General features: G+C 60.7%; 14 protein-coding genes and 1 pseudogene. 12 read left to right on the forward strand and 3 right to left on the reverse strand.

Annotation, left to right across the window (positions count from 1 at the left end; all coding sequences use genetic code 11):
* Nucleotides 1-123: 123 nt before the first annotated feature.
* Nucleotides 124-828, forward strand: a complete 705-nt coding sequence (locus tag ACIQUI_RS00905) for a methyl-accepting chemotaxis protein (protein WP_403194414.1) — start codon at nucleotides 124-126, stop codon at nucleotides 826-828.
* A 106-nt stretch (nucleotides 829-934) separates the two neighbouring features.
* On the opposite strand, the gene ACIQUI_RS00910 is transcribed toward ACIQUI_RS00905, so the two are convergent.
* Nucleotides 935-1975, reverse strand: a complete 1041-nt coding sequence (locus ACIQUI_RS00910) for a low specificity L-threonine aldolase (RefSeq protein ID WP_403194235.1) — start codon at nucleotides 1973-1975, stop codon at nucleotides 935-937.
* Nucleotides 1976-2301: 326 nt separating this feature from the next.
* Between ACIQUI_RS00910 and ACIQUI_RS00915 the strand changes: the two genes are divergently transcribed.
* From ACIQUI_RS00915 to fdhA, 7 genes are all read left to right on the forward strand, one after another.
* Entirely contained in the window at nucleotides 2302-3555 is a 1254-nt protein-coding gene (locus tag ACIQUI_RS00915) for a serine hydroxymethyltransferase (RefSeq protein WP_003255681.1), read from the forward strand.
* 15 nt (nucleotides 3556-3570) lie between these two features.
* On the forward strand, nucleotides 3571-4821 hold the full coding sequence (locus ACIQUI_RS00920; RefSeq protein WP_003255680.1) for a sarcosine oxidase subunit beta family protein: 1251 nt from the start codon (nucleotides 3571-3573) through the stop codon (nucleotides 4819-4821).
* Between the two features lie 14 nt (nucleotides 4822-4835).
* Complete coding sequence (locus tag ACIQUI_RS00925) at nucleotides 4836-5171, forward strand: sarcosine oxidase subunit delta (RefSeq protein ID WP_403194237.1); 336 nt, start codon at nucleotides 4836-4838, stop codon at nucleotides 5169-5171.
* On the forward strand, nucleotides 5168-8182 hold the full coding sequence (locus ACIQUI_RS00930; protein ID WP_403194239.1) for a sarcosine oxidase subunit alpha: 3015 nt from the start codon (nucleotides 5168-5170) through the stop codon (nucleotides 8180-8182). Before ACIQUI_RS00925 ends, ACIQUI_RS00930 begins: the two co-directional genes overlap by 4 nt.
* Before the next feature lie 168 nt (nucleotides 8183-8350).
* Complete coding sequence (locus tag ACIQUI_RS00935) at nucleotides 8351-8983, forward strand: sarcosine oxidase subunit gamma (protein WP_403194240.1); 633 nt, start codon at nucleotides 8351-8353, stop codon at nucleotides 8981-8983.
* An 11-nt stretch (nucleotides 8984-8994) separates the two neighbouring features.
* A complete protein-coding gene (gene purU / locus ACIQUI_RS00940; protein ID WP_016714526.1) occupies nucleotides 8995-9852 on the forward strand; it encodes a formyltetrahydrofolate deformylase in 858 nt (285 codons plus the stop codon).
* Between the two features lie 424 nt (nucleotides 9853-10276).
* Complete coding sequence (gene fdhA, locus ACIQUI_RS00945; RefSeq protein WP_012270123.1) at nucleotides 10277-11476, forward strand: formaldehyde dehydrogenase, glutathione-independent; 1200 nt, start codon at nucleotides 10277-10279, stop codon at nucleotides 11474-11476.
* Nucleotides 11477-11526: 50 nt separating this feature from the next.
* On the opposite strand, the gene ACIQUI_RS00950 is transcribed toward fdhA, so the two are convergent.
* Nucleotides 11527-12417 (reverse strand): RHS repeat-associated core domain-containing protein, encoded by an 891-nt coding sequence (locus tag ACIQUI_RS00950; RefSeq protein ID WP_403194242.1) that lies wholly within the window; start codon nucleotides 12415-12417, stop codon nucleotides 11527-11529.
* Nucleotides 12418-12814: 397 nt separating this feature from the next.
* On the opposite strand from ACIQUI_RS00950, the gene ACIQUI_RS00955 reads away from it, so the two are divergent.
* From ACIQUI_RS00955 to ACIQUI_RS00965, 3 genes and pseudogenes are all read left to right on the forward strand, one after another.
* Nucleotides 12815-13063 carry a hypothetical protein gene (locus ACIQUI_RS00955; RefSeq protein ID WP_403194244.1) on the forward strand — a complete coding sequence of 83 codons (249 nt, stop codon included), beginning with the start codon at nucleotides 12815-12817 and terminating at the stop codon, nucleotides 13061-13063.
* 20 nt (nucleotides 13064-13083) lie between these two features.
* Nucleotides 13084-13356, forward strand: a complete 273-nt coding sequence (locus ACIQUI_RS00960; RefSeq protein WP_403194246.1) for a DUF3077 domain-containing protein — start codon at nucleotides 13084-13086, stop codon at nucleotides 13354-13356.
* A gap of 30 nt (nucleotides 13357-13386) precedes the next feature.
* Nucleotides 13387-13509 (forward strand): annotated as a pseudogene (locus ACIQUI_RS00965) (formaldehyde dehydrogenase, glutathione-independent); the annotation flags it as partial.
* A 247-nt stretch (nucleotides 13510-13756) separates the two neighbouring features.
* On the opposite strand, the gene ACIQUI_RS00970 reads toward ACIQUI_RS00965, so the two are convergent.
* A complete protein-coding gene (locus ACIQUI_RS00970) occupies nucleotides 13757-14725 on the reverse strand; it encodes an RHS repeat-associated core domain-containing protein (protein ID WP_403194248.1) in 969 nt (322 codons plus the stop codon).
* A 234-nt stretch (nucleotides 14726-14959) separates the two neighbouring features.
* Between ACIQUI_RS00970 and ACIQUI_RS00975 the strand changes: the two genes are divergently transcribed.
* Nucleotides 14960-15535 carry a DUF2780 domain-containing protein gene (locus tag ACIQUI_RS00975; RefSeq protein ID WP_403194250.1) on the forward strand — a complete coding sequence of 192 codons (576 nt, stop codon included), beginning with the start codon at nucleotides 14960-14962 and terminating at the stop codon, nucleotides 15533-15535.
* The last annotated feature ends 252 nt before the right edge of the window (nucleotides 15536-15787 follow it).

The raw sequence follows: 15787 nt of genomic DNA on the forward strand, positions 1-15787 counted from the left end.
TTGCAGACTTCCGAACGGCTGCACCGGGCAGTCGAGCAGGTGACTCAGGTGGTGGATAACACGGCCGAGCGTTCCGGGCGGCAGCAGGAAATGACCGAAATGGTCGCGACCGCCGTGCATGAGATGGGCCTGACCGTGCAGGACATTGCGCGCAATGCCGGTGATGCGGCGCAGGCCTCGCAGTCGGCACGGGATGAGGCCCTGCAGGCGCGCGAGATCGTGCAGCGCTCGATTCGCGGTATCGAGGGCATGTCTGGGGACATTGGTAAGGCGGCTGATGCGGTCAGCCAGTTGGCCGATGAAGTCGCCTCTATCGATGAAGTTCTCGCGGTAATCCGCAGTATTTCCGAACAGACCAACCTGCTGGCGCTAAATGCTGCCATCGAGGCCGCGCGGGCAGGGGAGATGGGCCGCGGGTTTGCGGTGGTGGCGGACGAAGTGCGCACCCTGGCCAAGCGCACGCAGCTGTCTACGGACGAAGTGCAGCAGATGATCCAGCGCCTGAAAATGGGTGCAGGCTCGGCGGTTAGCTCGATGCAGGCGGGGCAGCAGGCGACGGGCACCGGGGTGGAGTCGAGCCAGCGCACAGGGGCGTCGCTGGGTGCGATTACCGATCAGGTGGAGCACATCAGCGACATGAACCATCAGGTGGCCACGGCGACTGAAGAGCAGTCGGCGGTGACTGAGGAGATTAACCGGACAGTGCAGGGCATTTCCGATCTGGCGCGGGAGACCGCGGCCGAGGTGCAAGGGTGCCGGGAGGAGTGCCAGGCGTTGCGTGGCTTGGCGGATGACCTGGCGCGGCAGATGGGGGGGTTCAAACTTTAGATCTGTGTTGCTTCCTTCGCGGGCTTGCCCGCTCCCACAGGTACTGCACCGCTCTCGAAGGAGGCGGTAATCCTGTGGGAGCGGGCATGCCCGCGAATGCGTCCTGTCAGGCAGTGATGATGCTGCGAATATCCGCAGCCAGCTCACGCACCCGCTCTTCCTCGGTATCCCACGAGCACATGAACCGTGCCCCACCGCTGCCAATAAAGGTGTAGAACCGCCACCCCTTGCCCCGCAGCGCTTCAATCGCGTGCTCCGGCATTTGCAGGAACACCCCGTTGGCCTCCACCGGGAACATCAGCTCCACCCCCGGCAAGTCACTCACCAGCGATGCCAGCAACTGCGCGCAGTGGTTGGCGTGCTTGCCATGGCGCAACCAGGCGCCATCCTCCAGCAGCCCGACCCACGGCGCCGACAAAAAGCGCATCTTCGACGCCAGTTGCCCGGCCTGCTTGCAGCGGTAGTCGAAGTCCTCGGCCAGTTGGCGGTTGAAGAACAGGATCGCTTCACCCACTGCCATGCCGTTCTTGGTGCCGCCAAAGCACAGCACATCGACGCCGGCCTTCCAGGTCAGCTCGGCCGGGCTGCAGCCCAGGAACGCACAGGCATTGGTAAAGCGTGCGCCGTCCATATGCAGGTTAAGGCCCAGCTCCTTGCAGGTGGCGCTGATCGCTTTCAGCTCGTCGGGGCGATAGACGGTGCCTACTTCAGTGGCCTGGGTGATGGTGACCACCCGCGGCTTGGGGTAGTGGATGTCCTGGCGCTTGAGCGCCACTTCGCGGATCGATTGCGGCGTCAGCTTGCCGTTGACGCTGGGCGCGGTCAGCAGCTTGGAGCCGTTGGAGAAGAACTCCGGTGCACCGCATTCGTCGGTTTCGACGTGGGCGGTTTCGGAGCAGATGACGCTGTGGTAGCTCTGGCACAACGAGGCCAGGGCCAAGGAGTTGGCGGCGGTGCCGTTGAAGGCGAAAAACACCTCGCAGTCGGTTTCGAACAGGTTGCGAAAGTATTCCGAGGCGCGCTCGGTCCACTGGTCGTCGCCGTAGGCGCGGTCGTGGCCGTGGTTGGCCTTTTCCATTGCTGCCCAGGCTTCGGGGCAGATACCGGAATAGTTGTCGCTGGCGAATTGTTGGCTCTTATCTGTCATGACACGGTCCTGTGAACGACGCAGAACAGCACTCTAAACCATCGATTCAGCGGTTGCCTATACAAGCTGTGCATAGGCTCGATTCTGGTTGTCTGTGCTGACCTCTTCGCGGGCGCGCCCGCTCCCACAATGGTCTTGCACACGCCAATCACTGTGGGAGCGGGCATGCCCGCGAAGAGGCCGGCAGCAACAGCAAAAAACGAATGTCGTAAACGCGCCATTGCAAGGCGTGCGCAGGCATCTGACCCGCCCCGCCCAGTCATAACATCGCCACAAAGGGCCACAGTGCCCCACGACAAAAAACGATCGCTGCCGGGAGATACACGATGTTCAGCAAGCAAGACCAGATCCAGGGTTACGACGACGCACTGCTGGCGGCGATGAATGCCGAAGAACAGCGCCAGGAAGATCACATCGAGCTGATCGCCTCGGAGAACTACACCAGCAAGCGCGTGATGCAGGCCCAAGGCAGCGGCCTGACCAACAAGTACGCCGAAGGCTACCCGGGCAAGCGCTACTACGGTGGCTGCGAGCACGTGGACAAGGTAGAGGCCCTGGCCATCGAGCGCGCCAAGCAGCTGTTCGGGGCCGACTATGCCAACGTCCAGCCGCACTCCGGCTCGTCGGCCAACGGTGCTGTTTACCTGGCCCTGCTGCAAGCCGGTGACACCATCCTCGGCATGAGCCTGGCCCACGGCGGCCACCTGACCCACGGCGCCAAGGTGTCGTCTTCGGGCAAGCTCTATAACGCCGTGCAGTACGGCATCGACACCAACACCGGCCTGATCGATTACGACGAAGTCGAGCGCCTGGCCGTCGAGCACAAGCCGAAAATGATCGTGGCCGGCTTCTCGGCTTACTCCAAGACCCTCGACTTCCCACGCTTCCGCGCCATTGCCGACAAGGTCGGTGCGCTGCTGTTCGTCGACATGGCCCACGTTGCCGGCCTGGTTGCCGCTGGCCTGTACCCGAACCCGATCCCGTTCGCCGACGTGGTCACCACCACCACCCACAAGACCCTGCGCGGTCCACGTGGCGGCCTGATCCTGGCCAAGTCTAACGAAGAGATCGAGAAAAAGCTGAACGCCGCCGTATTCCCGGGCGCCCAGGGCGGCCCGCTGATGCACGTGATCGCCGCCAAGGCCGTGTGCTTCAAGGAAGCACTGGAGCCAGGCTTCAAGGCTTACCAGCAACAAGTGATCGAAAACGCCCAGGCCATGGCCCAGGTGTTCATCGACCGTGGCTACGACGTGGTGTCCGGTGGCACCGACAACCACCTGTTCCTGGTCAGCCTGATTCGCCAGGGCCTCACCGGTAAAGATGCCGACGCCGCCCTGGGCCGCGCCCACATCACCGTCAACAAGAACGCCGTACCGAACGACCCACAGTCGCCGTTCGTCACCTCGGGCCTGCGCATCGGCACCCCGGCCGTCACCACCCGCGGCTTCAAGGTTGCCCAGTGCGTGGCCCTGGCCGGCTGGATCTGCGACATCCTCGACAACCTCGGTGACGCAGACGTCGAAGCCGATGTGGCGAAGAACGTCGCGGCGCTGTGCGCTGATTTCCCTGTTTACCGCTGAGTGGAGTAAACGACCATGCAACGCTACTCGGGCTTCGGCCTTTTCAAGCACTCCCTCAGCCACCACGAAAACTGGCAGCGCATGTGGCGCACGCCAACCCCTAAAAAGGTTTACGACGTGGTTATCGTCGGCGGTGGCGGCCATGGCCTGGCCACGGCCTACTACCTGGCCAAAGAGCACGGCATCACCAACGTTGCCGTGATCGAGAAAGGCTACCTGGGCGGCGGCAACACCGCCCGTAACACTACCATCGTGCGTTCCAACTACCTGTGGGATGAGTCGGCACACCTGTACGAGCACGCCATGAAGCTGTGGGAAGGCCTGTCCCAGGACCTGAACTACAACGTGATGTTCTCCCAGCGTGGTGTGTACAACCTGTGCCACACCCTGCAAGACATGCGTGACTCCGAGCGCCGTGTCAGCGCCAACCGCCTGAACGGCGTGGATGGCGAACTGCTGAACACCGCCCAGGTTGCGGCCGAAATCCCGTACCTGGACTGCTCCAAGAACACCCGCTACCCGATCCTCGGCGCTACCGTACAGCGCCGTGGTGGCGTGGCCCGTCACGACGCCGTGGCCTGGGGCTTTGCCCGTGCCGCCGACGCCCTGGGCGTGGACCTGATCCAGCAAACCGAAGTGATCGGTTTCCGCAAGGAAAACGGCGCGGTCATCGGTGTGGAAACCAACAAAGGCTTCATCGGCGCCAAGCGCGTCGGCGTGGTCACCGCCGGTAACTCCGGGCACATGGCCAAGCTGGCCGGCTTCCGCCTGCCGCTGGAATCGCACCCGCTGCAGGCGCTGGTATCCGAGCCGATCAAGCCGATCATCGACAGCGTGATCATGTCCAACGCCGTGCACGGCTACATCAGCCAGTCCGACAAGGGCGACCTGGTGATCGGTGCCGGTATCGACGGCTGGGTCGGCTACGGCCAGCGCGGTTCGTACCCGGTGATCGAGCACACCCTGCAGGCTATCGTCGAAATGTTCCCCAACCTCTCGCGCGTTCGCATGAACCGCCAGTGGGGCGGCATCGTCGACACCTCGCCAGACGCCTGCCCGATCATCACCAAGACCCCGGTCAAGAACATGTTCTTCAACTGCGGTTGGGGCACGGGCGGCTTCAAGGCGACCCCGGGTTCGGGCAACGTCTTTGCCGCGAGCCTGGCCAAGGGCGAAATGCACCCACTGGCCGCGCCGTTCTCCATGGACCGTTTCTACAACGGCGCACTGATCGACGAACACGGCGCTGCCGCCGTCGCCCACTAACCGGAGCCACCGTCATGTTGCACATTTTCTGTCCCCATTGTGGCGAGCTGCGCTCCGAAGAAGAGTTCCACGCCTCTGGCCAGGCGCACATCGCCCGCCCGCTGGATCCTGCCGCCTGCTCCGACGAGGAGTGGGGTACCTACATGTTCTACCGTGACAACCCACGCGGGATTCACCATGAACTGTGGGACCACGTTGCCGGCTGCCGCCAGTACTTCAACGTCACCCGTAACACCGTGACCTACGAAATTCTGGAAACCTACAAGATTGGCGAGAAGCCGCAAGTGACCGCTGATGGCAAAGCTGCGACCGCACCGTCCGCCGTCAAAGGCCAAGGGGAAAAAGTATGAGCCAGACCTATCGCCTCGCCAGCGGCGGCCGTATCGACCGCAGCAAGGTCCTGAACTTCAGCTTCAACGGCAAGACCTACCAGGGTTATGCCGGTGACAGCCTGGCCGCCGCGTTGCTGGCCAACGGCGTCGACATCGTTGGCCGCAGCTTCAAGTATTCGCGCCCTCGCGGCATCATCGCCTCGGGTACCGAAGAGCCGAACGCCATCCTGCAGATCGGCTCCAGCGAAGCCACCCAGATCCCCAACGTGCGTGCCACCCAGCAGGCGCTGTACGCAGGGCTTGTAGCCACCAGCACCAACGGCTGGCCGAACGTCAACAATGACGTCATGGGCATCCTTGGCAAGGTGGGCGGCAGCATGATGCCGCCGGGCTTCTACTACAAAACCTTCATGTACCCGAAATCGTTCTGGATGACTTACGAGAAGTACATCCGTAAAGCTGCCGGCCTGGGCCGTGCGCCGCTGCAGAACGACCCGGACAGCTACGACTACATGAACCAGCACTGCGACGTGCTGATCGTTGGCGCCGGCCCTGCTGGCCTGGCTGCTGCACTGGCCGCTGCGCGCAGCGGTGCCCGCGTGATCCTGGCTGACGAGCAGGAAGAGTTCGGCGGCAGCCTGCTCGACACCCGCGAAACCCTCGACGGCAAGTCTGCCGCCGACTGGGTCAACGCTGTGGTCAAGGAGCTGGAAGGCCTGCCGGAAGTGACCCTGCTGCCACGCGCCACGGTCAACGGCTACCACGACCATAACTTCCTGACCATTCACGAGCGCCTCACCGACCACCTTGGCGACCGCGCCCCGATCGGCCAGGTTCGCCACCGTGTGCACCGTGTACGCGCCAAGCGCGTGGTACTGGCTGCCGGCGCCCACGAGCGCCCTCTGGTGTACGGCAACAACGACGTGCCGGGCAACATGCTGGCCGGTGCTGTGTCCACCTACGTACGCCGTTACGGCGTGGCCCCGGGCCGCAAGCTGGTGCTGTCGACCAACAACGACCACGCCTACCGCGCCGCGCTGGACTGGCACGACGCCGGCCTGCAAGTGGTCGCCATCGCCGATGCCCGCCACAACCCACGTGGCTCGCTGGTTGAGGAGGCGCGTGCCAAAGGCATTCGCATCCTGACTTCCAGCGCCGTGGTCGAGGCCAAAGGCAGCAAGCATGTCACCGGCGCCCGTGTGGCCGCCATCGATGTGCAGGCGCACAAAGTCACCAGCCCAGGCGAAACCCTTGACTGCGACCTGATTGCAAGCTCCGGTGGCTACAGCCCGATCGTTCACCTGGCGTCGCACCTGGGCGGTCGCCCGGTATGGCGTGACGACATCCTCGGCTTCGTGCCAGGCGATGCGCCGCAAAAGCGCGAGTGCGTGGGCGGTATCAACGGCGTTTACGCCCTTGGCGACGTGATTGCCGATGGCTTCGAAGGCGGCGTGCGCGCAGCCACCGAGGCGGGCTTCAAGGCGACCGTTGGCACCCTGCCAAAAACCGTTGCACGCAAGGAAGAGGCCACCGTGGCGCTGTTCCTGGTGCCGCACGACAAAGGCACCAAGGGGCCGAAGCAGTTCGTCGACCAACAGAACGATGTGACCGCTGCCGGTATCGAGCTGGCTACCCGCGAAGGCTTCGAGTCGGTCGAGCACGTAAAACGCTACACGGCGCTGGGCTTCGGTACCGACCAGGGCAAACTGGGCAACATCAACGGCCTGGCCATCGCCGCCCGTTCGATCGGCATCACCATCCCGGAAATGGGTACCACCATGTTCCGCCCCAACTACACGCCGGTTACCTTCGGTGCAGTAGCGGGCCGCCACTGTGGTCACCTGTTCGAGCCTGTGCGCTTCACTGCGCTGCATGCCTGGCACGTGAAGAACGGTGCCGAGTTCGAAGACGTCGGCCAGTGGAAGCGCCCTTGGTACTTCCCGAAAGCCGGTGAAGACATCCATGCCGCCGTGGCCCGCGAATGCAAGGCCGTGCGCGACAGCGTGGGCCTGCTGGACGCCTCGACCCTGGGCAAGATCGACATCCAGGGCCCGGACGCCCGTGAGTTCCTCAACCGCATCTACACCAACGCCTGGACCAAGCTCGACGTGGGCAAGGCCCGCTACGGCCTGATGTGCAAGGAAGACGGCATGGTCTTCGACGACGGCGTAACCGCCTGCGTTGGCGACAACCACTTCATCATGACCACCACCACCGGCGGCGCCGCCCGCGTGCTGCAGTGGATGGAGCTGTACCTGCAAACCGAATGGCCGGAACTGAAGGTGTACTTCACCTCGGTCACCGACCACTGGGCGACCATGACCCTGTCCGGCCCCAACAGCCGCAAGCTGCTCAGCGAGCTGACCGACATCGACATGGACAAGGAAGCCTTCCCGTTCATGACCTGGAAGGAAGGCAACGTTGGCGGCGTGCCGGCCCGTGTGTTCCGTATCTCGTTCACCGGTGAGCTGTCGTACGAAGTCAACGTGCAGGCCAACTACGCCATGGGCGTGCTGGAACAGATCATCGAGGCCGGCAAGAAGTACAACCTGACCCCGTACGGCACCGAGACCATGCACGTACTGCGTGCCGAGAAGGGCTTCATCATCGTTGGCCAGGACACCGATGGTTCGATGAACCCGGACGACCTGAACATGAGCTGGTGTGTGGGCCGCAACAAGCCGTACTCGTGGATCGGCCTGCGTGGCATGAACCGCGAAGACTGCGTGCGCGAGAACCGCAAGCAGCTGGTGGGCCTGAAGCCGGTCGACCCGACCAAATGGCTGCCGGAAGGCGCCCAGCTGGTGTTCGACCCTAAGCAGCCGATCCCGATGGACATGGTTGGCCACGTGACTTCCAGCTACGCATCCAACTCCCTGGGCTACTCGTTCGCCATGGGTGTGGTCAAAGGCGGCCTGAAGCGCATGGGTGAGCGTGTGTACTCGCCACAGGCTGACGGTAGTGTGATCGAGGCGGAAATCGTGTCTTCGGTGTTCTTCGATCCGAAGGGTGAGCGGCAGAACGTCTAAGGCCCCGGCACCAACTGTGCCTGTTTGGAATGAGGTCTCTGTGGGAGCGGGCGTGCCCGCGAAGAGGGCGGTGCATCAACCATCGCATTCGCGGGCACGCCCGCTCCCACAGGACCAGCGTTTCCGGCGGGCATCGTGGTCGACAACAGAATTCAAGGCAGGTAAGAAATGAGCGCTATCAACGTTTACCAGCAAAACCCCGGCGCCGAGGCCAAGGCCCAGTCGCCACTGCACCACGCCGACCTGGCCAGCCTGGTTGGCAAAGGCCGCAAGAACGCAGGCGTAACCCTGCGTGAGAAGAAATTCCTCGGCCACCTGACCCTGCGTGGCGATGGCCACAACCCGGAATTCGCCGCTGGCGTGCACAAGGCCCTGGGCCTGGAGCTGCCGGTAGCCCTGACCGTGGTTGCCAACGGTGACACCTCGCTGCAATGGGTAGGCCCAGACGAGTGGCTGCTGATCGTACCAGGCGGCCAGGAACTGGCGGTCGAGCAAAAGCTGCGCGCGGCCCTCGACGGCCAGCACATCCAGGTGGTCAACGTCAGCGGTGGGCAAAGCCTGCTGGAACTGCGCGGCCCGAACGTGCGCGAAGTGCTGATGAAATCCACCAGCTATGATGTTCATCCGAACAACTTCCCGGTCGGCAAGGCTGTCGGCACCGTGTTCGCCAAGTCGCAACTGGTGATCCGCCGCACCGCCGAAGACACCTGGGAGCTGGTGATTCGCCGCAGCTTCGCCGATTACTGGTGGCTGTGGCTGCAGGACGCTTCGGCCGAATACGGCCTGAGCATCGAAGCCTAAGGAGCAACAACATGAGTCGGGCACCGGATACCTGGATTCTCACCGCCGACTGCCCGAGCATGCTCGGCACCGTCGACGTGGTGACGCGTTACCTCTTCGAGCAGCGCTGCTACGTGACGGAGCACCACTCCTTCGATGACCGGCAGTCGGGGCGCTTCTTCATTCGCGTGGAGTTCCGCCAGCCGGACGATTTCGACGAGGCGGGCTTTCGGGCCGGCCTCGCCGAGCGCAGCGAAGCGTTCGGCATGGCCTTCGAGCTGACCGCCCCTAATCACCGCCCCAAGGTGGTGATCATGGTGTCCAAGGCCGACCATTGCCTGAACGACCTGCTGTATCGCCAGCGCATTGGCCAGCTGGGCATGGACGTGGTCGCGGTGGTGTCCAACCACCCGGACCTCGAGCCGTTGGCGCAGTGGCACAAGATCCCTTACTACCACTTCGCCCTCGACCCCAAGGACAAGCCTGGGCAGGAGCGCAAGGTGTTGCAGGTGATCGAGGAAACCGGCGCCGAGCTGGTGATTCTTGCGCGCTACATGCAGGTGCTGTCGCCGGAGCTGTGCCGGCGCCTGGATGGCTGGGCGATCAACATTCACCACTCGTTGCTGCCGGGGTTCAAAGGCGCCAAGCCTTATCACCAGGCGTATAACAAGGGTGTGAAGATGGTCGGTGCCACGGCGCACTACATCAACAACGACCTGGATGAAGGGCCGATCATTGCCCAGGGTGTGGAGGTGGTGGACCACAGCCATTACCCGGAAGACCTGATTGCCAAGGGGCGCGACATCGAATGCCTGACCCTGGCGCGGGCTGTTGGTTATCACATTGAGCGGCGGGTGTTCCTTAACGCCAACCGGACTGTAGTTCTTTAATACCTGTACCGGCCTCTTCGCGGGCTTGCCCGCTCCCACAGGTAATGCGCCAGCTTTGAGCCTTGCGCTGAACCTGTGGGAGCGGGCAAGCCCGCGAAGCAGGCGACGCGGTGTATGGCACCGGCTGCGCCGGTGATCGCCGGCAAGCCAGCTCCCACAGGGATATCACAAGCCTCGAAGGCTGTGCTTTACCTGTGGGAGCGGCTTTAGCCGCGAAGAGGCCGGCACAGGCCACTCACCTCTGTTTGCCTCCATGTCTTCCAACGACAAACCTGCCGCTAAAAGGCATCTCTCTGTCGTTCCCAGTCAGCGCACTTCGCCCCATCCGGCCCACAATTCCCCTCATCCCAGAAACACATGCCGCCCACGGATGGCGGCGCGTTCAACCACCGCTGCATAAATAAAAATCAAGCGAGGTAAGAGCATGTCTGGCAATCGTGGAGTGGTGTATCTCGGCGCTGGCAAGGTCGAAGTACAGAAAATCGACTACCCGAAAATGCAAGACCCACGCGGCAAGAAGATCGAGCACGGCGTGATCCTCAAGGTGGTCTCCACCAACATCTGCGGCTCCGACCAGCACATGGTCCGCGGCCGTACCACTGCCCAGGTCGGCCTGGTCCTGGGCCATGAAATCACCGGTGAAATCGTCGAGAAGGGCAGCGACGTAGAGCGCATGCAGATCGGCGACCTGGTGTCGGTACCGTTCAACGTCGCCTGCGGCCGCTGCCGCTCCTGCAAAGAGATGCACACCGGCGTGTGCCTAACCGTCAACCCGGCACGCGCCGGCGGTGCCTACGGCTACGTCGACATGGGCGACTGGACCGGCGGCCAGGCCGAATACGTGCTGGTGCCGTACGCCGACTTCAACCTGCTGAAACTGCCAGAGCGCGACAAGGCCATGGAGAAGATCCGTGACCTGACCTGCCTGTCCGACATCCTGCCAACCGGTTACCACGGTGCCGTCACCGCTGGCGTAGGCCCAGGTAGCACCGTTTACGTTGCCGGCGCTGGCCCGGTCGGCCTGGCTGCCGCTGCCTCGGCCCGCCTGCTGGGCGCTGCCTGCGTGATCGTCGGCGACCTCAACCCGGCCCGCCTGGCCCACGCCAAGTCGCAGGGCTTCGAAGTGGTCGACCTGTCCAAGGACACCCCGCTGCACGAGCAGATCGTCGATATCCTCGGCGAGCCGGAAGTGGACTGCGCCGTCGACGCCGTAGGCTTCGAGGCCCGCGGCCATGGTCACGAAGGTGCCAAGCACGAAGCCCCGGCCACCGTGCTGAACTCGCTGATGCAAGTGACCCGTGTGGCCGGCAGCATCGGTATCCCGGGCCTGTACGTGACCGAAGACCCGGGCGCGGTGGATGCTGCTGCCAAGATCGGCGCGCTGAGCATTCGCTTTGGCCTGGGCTGGGCCAAGTCGCACAGCTTCCACACCGGCCAGACCCCGACCATGAAGTACAACCGCCAGCTGATGCAGGCGATCATGTGGGACCGGATCAACATTGCCGAGGTGGTGGGCGTGCAGGTGATTAACCTGGATCAGGCGCCGGAAGGGTATGGCGAGTTTGATGCAGGGGTGCCGAAGAAGTTTGTGATCGATCCGCACAAGATGTGGGGTGCGGCTTGATCTTCTGATATAACAAAGAGCCCCTCAATTTGAGGGGCTCTTTTTTTCGTTTAATAGTTGAATCTTTGACTGTGGTAAGGGTTTTTTCTCAGATTTAAAGCGCGTTGAACGAAGTCCGGCACACTTTGCTCCGGCGATGGGCTTGAAGAACGACTGCTTGCTGGCGTGGAGTCTCTCGACGAGTCTGCTGACAACGGCGTATCGGATGAATACCGCCGCGCATTGGTAGGCCCAGCTGGTGATTCAGGGCCGATAGAGGTTGTAATGGTGCTGGTGCTCGCCACGCGCTGTGGCACTGATGCCGGTGCTGCATGAGCGCGTGAAGGTCTGACAGCCCCGGAGCTTGGTACTGGCGCGACGTAGGCGACCTGTGCAGGCCTGTGAGGGATATGCGTGCTGATCATGCTCAGGTGGCCATTTGTGCCGGTGTTGGGCAGTGGACGCTGCCGTAATCCACGAAACTTGATAATGGCTTTTACCAGCATGGGAAAGCTGACATGGCCTGTGGGGTCTACCCGATTGATCGGATCGCCAAGGCTATAGCAATACGGGTTCAAGCCGCCCGCTGCAAAAGGGCTCCAGCTATCAGGTGAGTTGAAGCGCATCAATGCCGATGGGTAGCAGCGATAGCCGTTGCCCAGGAAAGCGCCTGTGATCCCAGAGTGAATGGGTTCGCCATTGAAAGCGAGCACTGTCTTGGCGGATGGCAGTGTGGGGTCATATCCGTAGGCGGTGTAGGCGTGCGATTGCTCACCTTGATCTCCAGTTACCAGCAGCACTGACCTCTTGTCGTCGGTCGCCAGTAAGCCCGTGTTAGGGGTATTGTCCGTTTGCTGCTCTGCCAAAGGCACACCAGTGCCGCGCAAGATCTTGCGGCTTTGGGCGCCGTGCTTGACGGTGGCGAGCGCGCTGCTTTGATAGAAAAAGAGCCGGTTATCCATTTTAGGTTTCACTATTGTCAAAAACGGCTCTGAGCATTCTGGGCTGTTTGGGAAATAGTGAAACTAGTAAAAGTAACAGGTTTCTTACGTCGATTTCGGAATGATCCGACGTCAATGTGCTAGTCATCCCTTTTCTAGAGAAATATCCTACGCACTCTGTCGACTCCCTTCTGATTGTCCCGGGAACCCTGGCCATTTAGGCTCAACCGGTCGCTGAACGTTTCAGCGGCCGGGTGTGGAAACCCGGTAGTTAGCATGGTTGTTGTCGTCATGACGGCTGTACGCGGGAGGTCTAACGACCTGCCGGGTTCACCATGCACCGGTCTTTCCACCCCGTGTACAGTTGTCACCCCTATGTGTGGAAACGGCCGGGTGGCACCCAAAGCATGGTGATTTGATGAACAAAATAGTCCCCGATCCACCCCGTCTGAAGCTGTTCAATACTCTCTATTCCTCCATCCATCCCGACCTTATCGCTCCTGACGCTTTGGCCGTCGCCAGCGACATGCTGCTTGGCATTTCGCAAGCCCTCGACGAGTACTGCCGCGCCAACGCCGGTGAGCCTGGCATGCAAATGCTGGCTAATGCCGGCCACTGCGCCGATACCGCCCATGCGCTGGTCGAGCACGCGCTGGTTCGTCTGTGAACACATAAGGGAGTGATGCGATGATTGACAAAAAAACCACGAACGTAACCCTTGGCGCTGAAACCTTCTGCGAGACGGGCGAAGGCCCCTGCCATATCTTCCGGGTGATGCCCGGCGTGCCCTTCGAACATGCCTATGAGCAGGTTTCGGTGTTGCTGGGGTACATCAAGCACCTAGTGCGCGAGGGGGATATGGAGGATGACCACAAGCTGCTGGGGGCTGCGGATTACTTGAGTGCATTTGCCAAGGCGATCATGGATGACATCGAGGTGGCGCGGAACAAGAGGCATTGATCGATTCAGGTTTTGACGGTCAGCTAGTCGAGGATAAAGCTCGCTGAGGTGGTTGGCGTGCAGGTGATCAATCTGGACCAGTCGCCGGAAGGGTATGGCGAGTTTGATGCCGGGGCGCCGAAGAAGTTTGTGATCGACCTGCACAAGATGTGGGGACGGCGTAATCTGCATCGACAAAAAGCCCCTCCAGTAGAGGGGCTTCTTTCAGGCCTCATCCGAGAGTTCGTATCGCTTCACCATCACATAACTCCTTTCCGTACATGGCGGGGAACCCTAGAGAATTCCAGCTTCCGAGAGACGCCGATTCAGTTTCTCGGGATTTCGTACAGAGCTTAAGAAGGTTGTAACCTCAAACTCAAGCCTCACCTGTAGGAGCTGAGTGCGGGAATTATATTTTGTTTTACGTCCGTCGGATCAATCTCTGAACATTTTCTGGAGAGGGTGTATAACCAGCTTTAAATAGCATTTTTGTGATTTCGTTGCTGTGCTCATCGAGTCTTTGCGCGCTAAAATCTTGGATGCGCCGATGCTCGAAGATAGATCTTGACACCGGTCGCCGCTCACGCATTATACGAGAGATTGAGCTTGCAAGTCGCTCAAGTTCTCTCAAGTATTTTAAGTTGTCGTCCGTTAATGTATTTACCGGTAATGGGGCGGAAGGTTCGTATTGCATCAGGTGCTCCAGCGTCGGCGCGTCGCTCGTTCCGACGATGTTGGATAGGCTCTTGGCAGATTTTAAGTTGTCCTTGGAGGGCAGGAATATTTCTCCTTTGCCCTCGAATGTCGGGTTGAAGCTCTCAGGTTGAGAGTATTCCGATGGCTGGTTTACCGCCGGTGTGGACTGACTTAGACTCGTGTTCATGGGTTTGTTTTTTTTATTTGAGAATAATTTTCTGAACGATCTAAGCCGATTTTTGACATGTCCAGTTGGGTCTGTGTTATTTATTGGGTCGCCGCTGCAGTAACCATAGCTGTTTATGCTCCCGGCCAAGAAAGGACTAAGGTTGTCTGGTGAGTGAAAGCGCATCAGTACAGGGTCAAATATACGGTAGCTGCCAAGCAAGTATTTTTCGCCAACTATGGGGGTTTCTCCTGCGAAGCCAATCAAAGAGTGCTCTCGGCACTCTGTGCTGATGTACCCGTATGCTGAAAATGCTTTTCCTGAAATATTTTCATTGTGAACGATGCTAATAGGTGTATTTAAGTTGTCTGTAGATAAAAGTGCTAGCTCATTGGGCGTAGAGTTTAAGGTTCTTTCAGCTATTGGGCCGGACTCGCTACGTATGATGGAAGTGCTTTTGTCATTGTAAATGACAGTGCTGATACTGAAAGCTTGATAGAATATTGATTGCTTTTTATGGGAGGGCATGTTCTACCTCTGTTTTGGCTTGGCATATTAAGCTGTGGCTGGGTAGTTTAGAGATTTATATGGAATCTGATATTGTGCAACTGGTAAAATTGCTAGTTTCGAGGTTGAGTCATTTATGAGTTGGTTCTCATTTTGAATCTCGACTGTTGGTTTGGAACAAATCCTCAAACCACGAGTCGAATCTCTCGTTTCCCCGGCCATCCCGGCCATCCCGGCCAACCGAGGTCCCTCCCGATGAAAGCATTCACCCTGGCAACCCTGATGACCCTGGCCACAAGCCCGGTGTTCGCCTTCAACCTCAGTGATGCCGCCAATGCTGTGTCGGCCATGCAGAACCAGAAGCAGCAAGGCCAGGTGCAGGCGCCCGAGGCGCAGGCCAACCTGCTTAACACCCTGGGCAGCGAATTGAAGATCACCCCCGAACAGGCCGTGGGCGGGGCAGGCGCAATGCTGGGCTTGGCGCGCAATAACCTGAGCAGCGATGACTATGGTCAGCTGACCAAAGCCGTGCCGGGGCTGGACCTGCTGGCCGGGGCCAATGCGCTGGGTGGGTTGAGCGGGTTGGGCGAAATGCTGGGTAAGAACAGCGAAAGCCAGTCGGCGTTGAGCAACGCGCTGGGCAACAACGTGGAAAACCGCAGCGACCTGGACACTGCGTTCAAGGCGCTGGGGATGGATACCGGGATGATCGGGCAGTTTGCGCCGTTGATTCTGCAGTACCTGGGGCAGCAGGGGATTGCCGGGTCGTTGTTGCAGAATCTGGGGAGTTTGTGGACCACGCCGGCGCCGTTGGGCCAGCCTTCGGTCTGAAGGTCTTGTAGCGTCAGTGCCGGACCTATGGCCGGTAAGCCGGCCTCTACAGGATTATCACCCGCGTCCAGGCGTGCGCTGTGCTTGTGGGAGCCGCGCTTGCCGGCGATGGGCCGCGAAGCGGCCCCACTTTTTCAAGGTTGTTGCATAAATTGCCGGGGCCGCTTTGCGGCCCATCGCCGGCAAGCGCGGCTCCCACAGGGATCGCGCCAGCTTTAAACAATTGAGCAAAACATTTGTAACGCAGAATCG

Source organism: Pseudomonas sp. NPDC090592, assembly GCF_044769185.1.
Lineage (GTDB): Bacteria > Pseudomonadota > Gammaproteobacteria > Pseudomonadales > Pseudomonadaceae > Aquipseudomonas.